11 protein-coding genes are annotated in these 11,844 nt (G+C 47.7%); 9 read left to right on the top strand and 2 right to left on the bottom strand.

Going from position 1 to position 11,844, the window contains the following annotated elements:
* Window positions 1-81 precede the first annotated feature (81 nt).
* The gene (locus LJ046_RS01060; RefSeq protein ID WP_072557688.1) at window positions 82-1,305 is read right to left on the bottom strand and encodes an IS110 family RNA-guided transposase; all 1,224 of its coding nucleotides are present in this window, start codon (window positions 1,303-1,305) and stop codon (window positions 82-84) included.
* A 363-nt stretch (window positions 1,306-1,668) separates the two neighbouring features.
* Here LJ046_RS01060 and LJ046_RS01055 point away from each other — a divergent pair, with 363 nt between their 5' ends.
* From LJ046_RS01055 to LJ046_RS01045, 3 genes are all read left to right on the top strand, one after another.
* On the top strand, window positions 1,669-2,382 hold the full coding sequence (locus LJ046_RS01055) for a C40 family peptidase (protein ID WP_002880122.1): 714 nt from the start codon (window positions 1,669-1,671) through the stop codon (window positions 2,380-2,382).
* 292 nt (window positions 2,383-2,674) lie between these two features.
* Entirely contained in the window at window positions 2,675-3,430 is a 756-nt protein-coding gene (locus tag LJ046_RS01050; protein WP_002880123.1) for a C40 family peptidase, read from the top strand.
* A gap of 45 nt (window positions 3,431-3,475) precedes the next feature.
* Window positions 3,476-4,252, top strand: coding sequence for a C40 family peptidase (locus tag LJ046_RS01045; protein ID WP_002880125.1), 777 nt, complete (start codon window positions 3,476-3,478; stop codon window positions 4,250-4,252).
* A gap of 48 nt (window positions 4,253-4,300) precedes the next feature.
* On the opposite strand, the gene hflX is transcribed toward LJ046_RS01045, so the two are convergent.
* On the bottom strand, window positions 4,301-5,581 hold the full coding sequence (gene hflX, locus LJ046_RS01040; RefSeq protein ID WP_002880127.1) for a GTPase HflX: 1,281 nt from the start codon (window positions 5,579-5,581) through the stop codon (window positions 4,301-4,303).
* Between the two features lie 329 nt (window positions 5,582-5,910).
* On the opposite strand from hflX, the gene LJ046_RS01035 reads away from it, so the two are divergent.
* From LJ046_RS01035 to LJ046_RS01010, 6 genes are read left to right on the top strand one after another with little or no spacing between them, the layout of a single operon-like run.
* Window positions 5,911-6,954, top strand: coding sequence for an LCP family protein (locus tag LJ046_RS01035; RefSeq protein ID WP_035176866.1), 1,044 nt, complete (start codon window positions 5,911-5,913; stop codon window positions 6,952-6,954).
* A complete protein-coding gene (locus LJ046_RS01030) occupies window positions 6,954-7,862 on the top strand; it encodes a YveK family protein (protein ID WP_002880131.1) in 909 nt (302 codons plus the stop codon). Before LJ046_RS01035 ends, LJ046_RS01030 begins: the two co-directional genes overlap by 1 nt.
* Window positions 7,863-7,871: 9 nt before the next feature.
* Window positions 7,872-8,654 (top strand): CpsD/CapB family tyrosine-protein kinase, encoded by a 783-nt coding sequence (locus LJ046_RS01025; protein ID WP_002880132.1) that lies wholly within the window; start codon window positions 7,872-7,874, stop codon window positions 8,652-8,654.
* 3 nt (window positions 8,655-8,657) lie between these two features.
* Window positions 8,658-9,434, top strand: coding sequence for a tyrosine-protein phosphatase (locus LJ046_RS01020; RefSeq protein WP_002880135.1), 777 nt, complete (start codon window positions 8,658-8,660; stop codon window positions 9,432-9,434).
* 30 nt (window positions 9,435-9,464) lie between these two features.
* Complete coding sequence (locus tag LJ046_RS01015) at window positions 9,465-10,133, top strand: sugar transferase (RefSeq protein WP_002880136.1); 669 nt, start codon at window positions 9,465-9,467, stop codon at window positions 10,131-10,133.
* Window positions 10,134-10,161: 28 nt separating this feature from the next.
* The gene (locus LJ046_RS01010) at window positions 10,162-11,838 is read left to right on the top strand and encodes a phospho-sugar mutase (RefSeq protein ID WP_002880137.1); all 1,677 of its coding nucleotides are present in this window, start codon (window positions 10,162-10,164) and stop codon (window positions 11,836-11,838) included.
* Window positions 11,839-11,844 lie beyond the last annotated feature (6 nt).

Below are 11,844 nucleotides of genomic sequence, written 5' to 3'. Positions count from 1 at the left end.
ATCTGGTTTAGGGCATGATAAATACAGCCACCTTCTGTAATTTCAAAAAAGAGGCTGTTATAATATCTATTGGATCAATTTTTATGACAAAAGTCTTTGGTTATGTTTGGCTACGTCATAGCTATACAATTGATCATTCTTAATTAAAGCGAAGATCGTCCGTAATAATTTATGGATCGATGCGATAGCGGCCTTCTTGTGACTTGCAGTCTCAGAAGACCGTTTTCGTTTCTCGTAATAATCCGCAATATGGCAAGGGTTTCCCACTTTCTTAGCCGACTGAATTTGGTTTATGGCCAAGTACAGCACCTTTCTGCCAATAGCTGTCCCACGCTTTGAAATTGACAGGTGGGCCGTGAGGTTGCCAGATTCATAAACTTGAGGATCAACACCAACGAAGGCATTTAATTGGCTAGGGTTGTTAAAGCGTCTGATATCCCCAAGCTCACTAATGATTCTTAGAGCAGTGTTTTCGCCGATGCCTGGAATGCTTGTGAGGATCTCCAGATCCCGTTTAGGAGCCAGCTTAGCCATCTCCTGTAAAGCAGTCTGGCACTCTTCTTCAGCGCTCAAAATGTTGTTAATAGCCATTTTGAGGCCACGAATATGAGCACTGTTCTTTTTGACAGCTGGGCATGCGACTTTAGCCAACCGAATAAGACTTTGCGCTATGTCGTTAGCGCGTTTTTTACCAATACCGGTTAAGCCCTTTAAGAAGTCGATGATATCGGCTTCTTTTGTTTCTAGTACGATATCTGGGTGTGGGAATCTGAGGACAATACTCCAGTAGTTTTTCCCTCTCGGATTAACCATTAAGTGCTCAATCTCTGGGAAAGTGAGCTGAATGGCTTTGTGCAGTCTATTCCTGTTGGTTATCAGATCGTGCGAAGCCTGCTCATAGATACGGTTATTGGCCATCAATTCTTGATATTCTTCGCTTTGAACGTAGGCCAGCCGCTGCGGGTGCTCAGATTGCAGCTTGGCAAGGTACAAGGCATCAAGCTTATCGGTCTTGTTCTGGTGCAGGTTATCCTTTGTCTTTCTTTTGGCTTCCAGCGGGTTCATCATGACATAGCGCAATTCGTGCATGTCTAAAAACGCCTGGAGTCTTCTGGAATAGACGCCAGTTGCTTCAAAGATAATCTGTGGGTTAGTAACCTGCTTAAGGTCACCTAGCAGCTGATTGAAGCCTACCATATCGTTGTAGATGGCATAGTCATTAACTTTTTGGCCATTGACCATAATGCATACGTTAGACTTTCGGCTGCTAACATCAATACCGAAAACAGTTTTCAATAAATCCATAAGAATAAACCTCCGCTTTACTCGGAGATGAGCTACCTTCACCTAATCCAATCAGATCTAATTTTCTCAACAGGACTTTAACAGCCAACATACTTAGACGAGATTCACAATTGAATGGTGAAGCTGCCCGTTTTGCCTACGACATCGTGTGTCCAGAAAAGGAACGGCATTGGCTTCATCTCCACTTTACATAGTAAAAGAAAAAGTGTTGAACGACTACTCCGTCGAGTAATCATCCAACACTAGGTTAGTATGTTTTGCCTTTTGTTATTAAAAAATAACTGTATTTTTTCTGTAACCTTTCTGTAACAAAACTTGCTTACACTAGAAAAAGCGGATTCAATTTAGGAGAAAACAGTTATAATGAAGCGGAAATTCAGTTTAGTCCTTTTACTGCTGGCAGTTTGGCTCGGCGGGGCGCAGCCGGCCTACGCGGCAACCGACAGCCAGGACAGCAATATTACGATCGTGAAGAAGACCCGGGTAGCCTACAATAAGGGTAACAAGGTCAACACCTGGACCACTTACGGGGCCGGCAAGAAATTGGCTGGCCAGGTTAAGTCCGGCTACAAGTTCACGGCCACGGGCCAGGCCCAGTACAAGGGCCGGACCTGGTATCGGATCAAGGACAACAAGTGGATTCTGGGGACTAACACAGTCACGACTAAGAAGTACGCTTCAATTAAGGCCGCCGCGGCTAAAAAGACTAAGCAGAACAAAGTTGTTAAGCTGGCTAACGCACAAGTCGGCAAGGCTTATGTCTGGGGGGCAACTGGTCCTTACAGTTTTGATTGCTCAGGTTTGACCATGTACGTGTACAAGAAGGCAACAGGCTTGACATTGCCGCACTACTCAGTCAGCCAGCTCTACTACGGCAAGGCGGTATCAACCAAGAAGCTGGTCAAGGGGGACCTGCTCTTCTTTGGTTCTAAGTCAGCTCCAAGCCACGTAGGGATTTACGTGGGCGGCGGCAAGTTCGTCCATGCCTCCAGCCCGACGGTTGGGGTGATTAAGTACAAGGTCAGCGCGAACCGCTCCAGTGCTTTCTACCCATCCAGCGCGCGGAAAGTAATTTAAGCCGCGTTCTTATCTTGCATTTTTCCGCTAGTCTAAGTAGAATGAACTCGAGCCGGTGACGGCCGATTTAAAGTTTACACGTTTGAATTAGCCGTCGTTACGACGGCTTTTTTGTTCCAACGGGACAAACTGCAGCGATTATTCAACACTTGCATATTTCCAGCGGGGAGGGCGACGGCGCCTTCCCCGTTTTTTGTAATATTTTTGTATCATTAGGGGGCTTGCGGGCCAGGGGGGCGAACGCTTATCATTAATATTAGGTATAAGTTTTGCTTCCGTTGGAGGAAAAAATATGGGTAATGCAAGATGGATTAAATTCTTGGGCGTGGCGGCGCTCTTTTTCGGGGGACTGGGCCTAGGCGGCCAGCCAGCAAACGCGCAAGTCAAGGGTCACCTTTCCAAGGTCCAGGTAGTCAAGAAGGCTCCGGTTTGGACCAACTACAAGAAGGGCAAGAAGACCCACAAGTACCTTAAGAAGGGTACGGTCAAGAAGGTCAAGGCCTCAGCTACTGACAAGAAGCACAAGGTTTGGCTGAAGATTGGGAATAGAAAGTGGATTGCCAGCAAGTACACGGTTGTCTTAACAACGACCAAACAGACTGCAGCCAAGAAACCGGCCAACCCGGTCTTAAACACCAATCAATTGACGCAAGCTGCTTCTTCCCAGGCTCCCGTTGGTTCATCTTGGCGGCAAAATGCCGTAGTAGCCTTAGCCAAGGCGCAAGTCGGCAAGGCTTATGTCTGGGGCGCGACCGGTCCAAGCAGCTTTGACTGCTCCGGCTTAGTCCAATGGGTTTACAAGACCGCGATTGGTCAAACCGTTTCCCGGACTACCTATACCCAGGTTGAGGAAGGCGTAGCTGTGCCGGTATCAACGGCCAGCCTGCAGCCGGGGGACCTCCTCTTCTGGGGGGATGTGGCAGCGCCATATCACGTTGCAATTTATGTTGGTAATGGTCAATATGTTTCCGCCGCTGATGAGCAGCAGGGGGTTATCTTGGCAACCATCAGCAGTTACTTCTGGCCATCAACGGCCCGGCGTCTCTAGTTTCCGTGTTAAAATAGAGTTAGCGGTGTAAGGGAGAAAATGAGCATGAAGAAGTCTAATATGATCAAGTTTTCTGCTGTAGCGCTGACTTTCTTAGGGATCTCAGCGACAGGGGTCAAGCCGGTCAAGCAGGCCCAGGCCGCCAGCAAGCGGATCAAGGTTATCAGCAAGCAATATGTCACTGTCTGGACCAACTATCAGAGAGGGCGGCATGTTGCGACTCATTTAAAGAAGGGCAGCAGCCACTTTGTCTACCAGACGGCAACTGACTCCATGGGCAATCTGTGGTACCGGATTGGCAAGAGGGAATGGGTCATGGCCAAGTACTTTAACCAGGTCAAGTCTGCCAAGAAGGCCGTGAAGGCCAAGAAGGCCAAGGCTAAATCTAAGAAGACGGTTAAGAAGGCCCGCAGTGCTGCCAGTTTGGCAGCCTCTTGGTTTGCCCCGATGGGGTCTAAGGCCCGGGCTAAGGCAGTCGTGTCTTTGGCTAAGCAGCAGGTCGGCAAGGCCTATGTCAAGGGCTCCAAGGGCCCGAATGCCTTTGACAATGCCAGTTTGGTTGCCTATGTCTACAAGCAGGCAGCTGGCGTCAATACAGGTTCCAGCACCAAGAGCCAGGTCAAGAAGGGGATCGCGGTTGATCCAAGTTCTGGCTTCGCGGAAGGAGACCTGCTCTTTTGGGGTTCCAAGAATAAACCATATAATGTAGCCATTTACGTGGGGGACGGGAAGTACGTTACCGCTGCTGGAGACCAGCAGGGGGTTGTACAAGCGAGCCTGTCCACCTACTTCTGGCCTGGTCGGGCAAGAAGAGTTCTATAGCAATAGGAAAGCCAAGCTCTAGTGATAGAGTCTGGCTTTTTATGCGGTCTAAATTTGGTAGGCGCTAAAACGTGCCCGGTCTTGGGGTGACAGGCGGGCGGAAACTTCGATTCCGTCAGCTTGGTAGTCTTCCTTTAAGACCCGGGAGTGCTGGTGCAGGTAGGCCAGGTCTTTGCCGGCTGTTAGCGGCAGGCGGAGGTCAGTGATCTGGTAATTGCTGAAAAGGCGGGTCGTGATCAGCTTGGCCAGGGCCTGGATGGAAGCTGGGTCAACCGCGCTGTAAAGAAGGTCGCCCCCTTCAATCTGCGGGTAGTTACGGTCTGTCAAGTCAGCCTTGTTGTAGGCCGTGATCATTGGCAGGTCCTTGACGCCGATTTCGTCCAAGACTTCCAGAGTGGTCTTGATCATCTGGTTCATGTTCGGGTCAGCGGCGTCAACGACATTGATCAAGAGGTCAGCGTCTTTGGCTTCCTGCAGGGTCGCTTTGAAAGAGTCGACCAGCTTGTGGGGGAGCTTGGAGACGAAGCCGACCGTGTCAGACAGGATAAAGGAGAAGCCATCCAGGTCGATCAGGCGGACTGAGGTGTCCAGGGTTGCAAAGAGCATGTCTTTGGCCATGACCTGTTTATCTTCATTGCCAGCTCCAAAGGCATTGAGCAGGCCATTCATGGTGGTAGACTTGCCGGCGTTGGTATAGCCGACCAGGGCGACCTTAGGCAGCTGGCTCTGGTTGCGGCGGGCAGCCTTGATTTCTTCCTGACCCGAGATTTCCTTTAATTCATGTTTGATAGCGGAGATCTGCTTGCCGATGGTTCGCCGGTTCATTTCCAGTTTGGATTCCCCGGCCCCGCGGTTGGCGAAGCCCCCGCCGGTGGAACCGCCGCTGCCGTGCTGCTGGTCGAGGTTGTTTTCGGACGGGTGCAGGCGGGGCAGTTCATACTGCAGGCGCGCTAATTGGACCTGCAGCTTGGCTTGCTTGGTCCGGGCCCGGGAAGAGAAGATTTCCAGGATGAGTTCGGTCCGGTCGATGACGCGGAGTTTGGTCATGTGTTCCAGGTTGCGGATTTGGACTGGGGTCAGTTCATCGTTGACGATGAGGACGGAGGCCCCGAGTCCTTGGGCCAGGTCTTTGATTTCAGCCACCTTGCCCTTGCCCAGGTAGCTGGAGGCGACGATGTTTTCCGCCTTCTGTTGGCTGGAGCCGACAACGGTGAAATTATTGGCTTCTGCTAAATTGGCCAGTTCGGTCATGGAGTAGTCAAAGTTGGGATCATCAAGATTGACGCCGGCTAAGTAGGCCTTGACTGAGTGAGCTTGATTGTCGATCATCTATAACTTCCTTTCTGTATTGCTAGATGATGAATTTGTACATCTATTTATTATCTATTGTAAAGAAGCGGAGAAGAAAAAGCGCTGAATTTGCCTAAATTTAGGTGGAAATTGCTTAAACAGATAAATGTTAAGGAGATTTGATCCATGGAAATAGATTGGAAACGATTTAGACCTTTTTTGTGAATGAGATGAGATGTATAATAGGACATTATCATGGATTGTGCATGCTATAGTAGCAATGCTTATCCAACAAGAACCGTTATGTTCTAGGAAAAATAGAGATAAAAAATGGGTATGGGATATAAGGAGAACAAGAAAAGATAATTATGAATGAACCTGATCAAAGTCGTGTTCACCACCACCATCATCATCACCATCACCGCCGCCGTAAGCGCCATATCGGCCGCTGGATCGCGGGGATTGTTGGGGTCTTGCTGCTGGCAGGGTTATTAGTAATCGGTCATGCTTATAAGAATGCCAGGGATGCAGCGACGACGATGTACACGCCGGTTTCAAAGTCTACCAAGTCAAATAAGAACCGGTCCAGCTTAGACAAGATCCTGGATGCCAAGAAGCCAGTCAACCTCTTGATTCTGGGGACTGACACCGGGGCTGAAGGACGGAGCGTAAAGAACTACCACGGCTTGACTGACTTGATGATGTTTGTCACGGTCAATCCAAGTAAGAAGCAGACGCGGGTAACCACGATCGCCCGGGACTCCAAGGTTAACCTGCCGGATTACCCGGAGGTTTCACCGATCAAGCTGAACAGCGCCTACTCTTTGGGCGGGGTCAGTGAAACGATCAAGACTTTGGACAAGTACTACAGCGTGCCGATCGATGGCTACGTCCTGGTCAACTGGGAAAGCACCATGAAGATCATCACCAAGATGGGCGGGGTGGATGTAGTGTCACCACTGACCTTCACCAACATGGGTTACAGCTTTAAAGAAGGGCAGACCTACCACATCTCTGGTAAGAAGGCTTTGGCTTTCGTCCAGCTCCGCCACGGTGATCCGCGGCAAGACTACGGCCGCCAGGAGCGTGAACGGCTGGTGATGATGGCTGCAATTAAGAAGAGCGTGTCCTACAAGACCATCTTGAACAGCTCATTCATGCAATCTTTGGGTGACAGCATACAGACTGATCTAAGTTTGAACGACATGATTAAGTTGGCCATGAATTACCAAGGGGCAACTGACAATGTCAAGTCAGACTACGCTCAAGGGAAGAGCAGCAGCGTCAACAATCAAAGATTCGGCAACATGGAAGTTGAAATCATGTCTACTAAGGAAAGACAGCGGATTTCCAATAACATCCGGCAAACTTTAGGAATTAAGAATGTCAACGTTTATAAGGAGGACAACTAGTGAGCGCTGAACAACAGAATAATGAAGAAGTAACCATTGACCTGCGCAGGCTTTTCATCTTAATCAGAAAGCACATTATTAGCATTTTGATTTGGACCATTGGCTTAGGCTTAGTCGCTTACGGCGTATCCGATTACCTGATCGCTCCTAAGTACACGGCGACGACCCAGCTTTTGGTTAACCGGAAATCTAGCGATGCTAGCCAAGCTTACGCTATGCAGCAAGCCGATGTTAACGCCGTTACCACTTACAAGGACCTGATTACCAGTAGCAAGATCTTGAAGGGCGCTTCCAAGTACCTGGCCAACCCGGTTACGGTTGTCAGAAAAGCCACTCCAGCCAAGAAGGCTGTCTACAAGACTCAAGACGATGGCACTAAAGTCTTAGTTAAAAAGGCCGTTAAGGCCAAGCCAGCTGTGATCAAGCGGGATGGCAAGAGCTACACTGTTTCTGCTAGCGAATTAAAGAGCGCCATTAGTGTTACGACGACCACTTCATCTCAGGTCTTCAGCGTATCTGCTACGGCAGAAACCCCAGTCAAGGCCAAGGCCGAAGCCAACGCCGTTGCCAAGGAGTTCAAGGAACAGCTGCCATCTATCATGGATATTAACAACGTGACCATCGTTGCAACTGCATCTAACGGCACTAAGAGCTTCCCTAACGTGAAGATGATGACGGCTGTTGGTGCCTTAGTTGGTTTGGTAGTCAGCTTGTTGATCATCATCATCAAGGACTTGTCAGATACGACTGTTCGTGAAGATTCATTCATGACCAATGAACTTGGCTCGACCAACTTGGGTAAAGGCTTGACCAACTTGGGTGAAATTGGACATATCACGATGCCAAAGGACTGGACCTTTACGGCTAAGACCGCTGAAAAGCGTGGCAGTTCCAGAAGACGGGTTTAGGAGGTTAGCATGGGCTTATTTGGCAGAAAAAAGCATTTCGACAGTGAAACAATGAAGAACGGGGTCAAGCTGATTACTTTGGCCAACCCGCAAAGCGTTATTTCAGAACAGTTCAGAAACATCCGGACCAACATCAACTTCATGAACGTTGATAAAGAAGTAAAGACGATCGCCTTTACCTCAGCCATGGCCAGTGCCGGCAAGTCTACGGTTAGTGCCAATGTGTCCATTACCATGGCACAAGTTGGTAAGAAGACGATCTTGATCGACGCGGACTTGCGTCGGCCAACCTTGCACTCCACTTTCAACGTATCCAACAGTAACGGCTTGACGACTCTGTTGACTAGCCGGGCAAAAGAAATGGGCGCAAACAGTGTGATCCGGGAAAGCGGAGTTGAGAACCTGTCAATCCTTACTGCAGGTCCAATCCCGCCAAACCCTTCAGAACTTCTGTCTTCCAAGCATATGTTGAACTTGATTGAAGACTTGAAGCAAGAATACGACATGGTAGTTATCGACTTAGCACCGGTCTTGGACGCGGCCGAAACCCAGCTACTGACCAGTTCTTTGGACGGGACGATCTTGGTTGTGCGCCAGGCATATTCACAGAAGTCAGCGGTAAAGCGGGCAGTTGAGCTGCTTAAGCTGACTAAGTCACCAATTTTAGGTTATGTTATGAACGATGTTGATGCCGATGGGGATGACGGCTATGGATATGGTTATGGTTATGGATACGGCTACGGTTATGGCGAAGAAAAGGAGAAGAAGGGTCTCTTTGGGAGAAAGAAGTAGCTCATGCCGGTAGTTGATTTACACTGTCACATCTTACCAGGGATCGACGATGGTTCAAAGTCTTGGGAGGCTTCACTTAAGCTTGCCAGAGCCGCGGTTGCGGATGGCGTAACCCATGCTTTGTGTACTCCACACACATTGAATGGCCGCTACACCAACCACAAGCAAGATGTGATCAAGTTGACGGAAGAGTTTCAAGACCGGATTGACCAAGCGGGTATTCCGCTGACGGTCTTTCCAGGACATGAAGTCAGATTGTCAGGTGGCTTGACTGAAGCTCTTGACAATGATGACATCCTCTTCTGCGATGAAGATGGCCACTACATGCTCTTGGAATTGCCAAGCAATGAAGTGCCACATTACACCAAGAACATGGTGTACGAACTGACCAGAAGAGGGATTACGCCAATCATTGTTCACCCAGAACGGAATAAGGAAATTCTGGCAAATCCACAGAAGCTGCAGGAATTCTTGGAAATGGGAGTTTTGGTACAGATCACGGCTAGCTCATATACCGGCTTGTTTGGCAAAGAAATTGAAGAATGTAGCCGGGAGTTTATCAAGGCTGGACAATGTGCCTTCTTTGCCAGTGATGCTCATGATTTGCCAAGACGGCAATACCAATTGGGTGAAGCGTTAAACAAGTTGGCAAAAGAATTTGGTGAAGATAAGAAACAGGAGTACTTGGATAATGCGCAAGCGGTAATCAATGGCGATCCAGTTTACCTAGACTGGCAACCTTTACCGAAGAAGCGCAAGAAGTTCTTGGGTCTGTTTTAAAGTAGAAATTTGGATGAAGGAGAGGAAAAAATGGATATGGGATATAGCAGCAGTCCAGCATATGTTAAACAGTCCAAAGTCAAGGGCCGCCCTCTCTACCATGGGATTAAGCGTCTCTTTGACTTTCTGGCTTCCTTGGTTGCCTTGATTTTGTTGTCGCCGCTTTTTCTGGTGCTGGCGATCAAGATTCATGGCGAAGACGGCGGACCAGTCTTTTACTCACAAATCAGAATCGGCAAGGATGAGAAACCTTTCCGGATTTACAAGTTCCGGTCTATGGTGGTCAATGCTGACAAGCTGAAGAAGGATCTGCTGGAGCAAAATGAAGTCGAAGGGGCTATGTTTAAGATGCATGATGACCCACGGATCACTAATATTGGCAAGTTCATCAGAGCTCACAGCTTAGATGAATTGCCTCAGCTTTGGAATGTGCTGATTGGGAATATGTCACTGGTTGGTCCCCGGCCGCCGTTGCCAAATGAGGTGGAACAGTATACTGACTATGACAAGCAGAGATTACTGGTTAAGCCGGGATGTAGTGGCCTTTGGCAGGCAACCTGCCGGAACGCGGCAGACTTTCCGGAAATGGTGCAGCTTGACATCGAGTACATCAACCGGAGTGGCGTCTTCTTTGATCTATGGATCATCATCAAGACAATTGGGGTTATTTTCCATCCGAACGGGATGTATGAAGAGTAGGAAACGGCTTTTTTTAAAGGAAAGACTAATGTTAAAAGAAAATATCAAGAATGAATACAGTAGATGGTCAAAATTAGCAATTGCTGATCCAGACTTAAGCGTTGAGCTCAACAGTATGAACGAAGAACAAATTGAAGATGCATTCTATCGTGATTTGGAATTCGGTACTGGTGGTCTTCGCGGTACTATTGGCGCAGGTACAAACAGAATGAATGTATATACTGTTGCTAGAGCGTCACAAGGGTTAAGCAACTATTTGAACAAGAAGTACGACAATCCTTCTGTTGCTATTGGCTACGATTCACGGATTAAGTCAGATCTTTTCGCAAAAGTTGCTTCAACTGTTTTTGTGCTGAATGGTATTCAAGTTAATATTTGGCCACAGCTGAGCCCAGTTCCTACTGTTTCATTTGCGACTCGTTACTTGCACACATCAGCTGGTATTATGATTACTGCATCGCACAACCCATCTAAGTACAATGGCTACAAGGTTTATGGTGACGATGGTTGTCAGATTACTACTGAAACTGCTGCTGAAATCCTTAAGGAAATCGAAGCTATTGACTACTTTGATGTTAAGATGGGTGACTTCAATGCTGATTTGGAAGCGGGTAAGGTTAAATACATCTCAGATGAAGTATTGACATCCTTTATTGAAGAAGTTAAGAAACAATCGGTTGTTACTGAAGATATCAACCGTGATATGGCGATTGTTTACACTCCGTTAAACGGTACAGGCCGAGTTCCAATGACTCGAGCTTTAAAAGAAGCTGGTTTTACAAACATTACATTGGTTAAGGAACAAGAAATGCCAGATGGCAACTTCCCTACCTGCCCGTTCCCTAATCCAGAATACCGTGAAGCCATGCAGCTTGGTCTTGATACTTGCAAGAAGGTTGGCGCTGATATCCTTTTGGCTACTGACCCAGACGCAGACCGTTGTGGCGTTGGTGTAAAGACTAAGGACGGGGATTACCGTCTTTTGACTGGGAATGAAATTGGTTTGCTTCTATTTGACTTCATTTGTAGTCGGCGTATTAAGCATGGTACGATGCCAAAGAACCCAGTCATAGTCAAAACTATCGTTACTTCAGATATGGGGAACCAGATCGCTGATCACTACGGTGTAAAGACGATAGATGTTTTGACTGGCTTCAAGTTCATTGGGGAACAGATTGGCCTCTTGGAAAAGGAAGGCCGCTTGAATGATTATATCTTCGGTTTCGAAGAATCATACGGTACCCTGTCAAGTACGTATGTACGTGACAAAGATGCTATTGGTGGTGCATTCATGGTCTGTGAGATGTTTGCCTACTACAAGACTCAAGGCATTAGTCTGTTAGAGAAGCTTGAAGACCTTTACAAGCAATATGGCTACCGTTTGAACACTTTGCACTCATATGTTTTTGAAGGTGCAGCTGGTTTCGAAAAGATGCAAGAGATCATGAAGCACTTCCACCAAGGCATCAATGAATTTGGTGGTCGCAAGGTAATTGAGACTCTTGACTACAGTCAAGGGTTGGATGGTCTTCCTAAATCAGATGTGTTGAAGTATCTTTTGGAAGGTGAAAGTTCAGTTGTTGTTCGTCCTTCAGGTACTGAGCCTAAGCTTAAAGCTTACATTTCTATTGTTTCAGATACGATGGAAGAATCAGAAGCAACAGAAAAGAAAGTTGCTGATCAATTAGCTGAGTACATGAAGTAAGGAAGA

Source organism: Lactobacillus delbrueckii subsp. jakobsenii ZN7a-9 = DSM 26046 (assembly GCF_001888925.1).
GTDB classification, from domain to species: Bacteria; Bacillota; Bacilli; order Lactobacillales; family Lactobacillaceae; genus Lactobacillus; species Lactobacillus delbrueckii.
The sequence above is the reverse complement of the archived record's forward strand: the minus strand, read 5'-3'. Positions and strand labels throughout refer to the sequence as shown.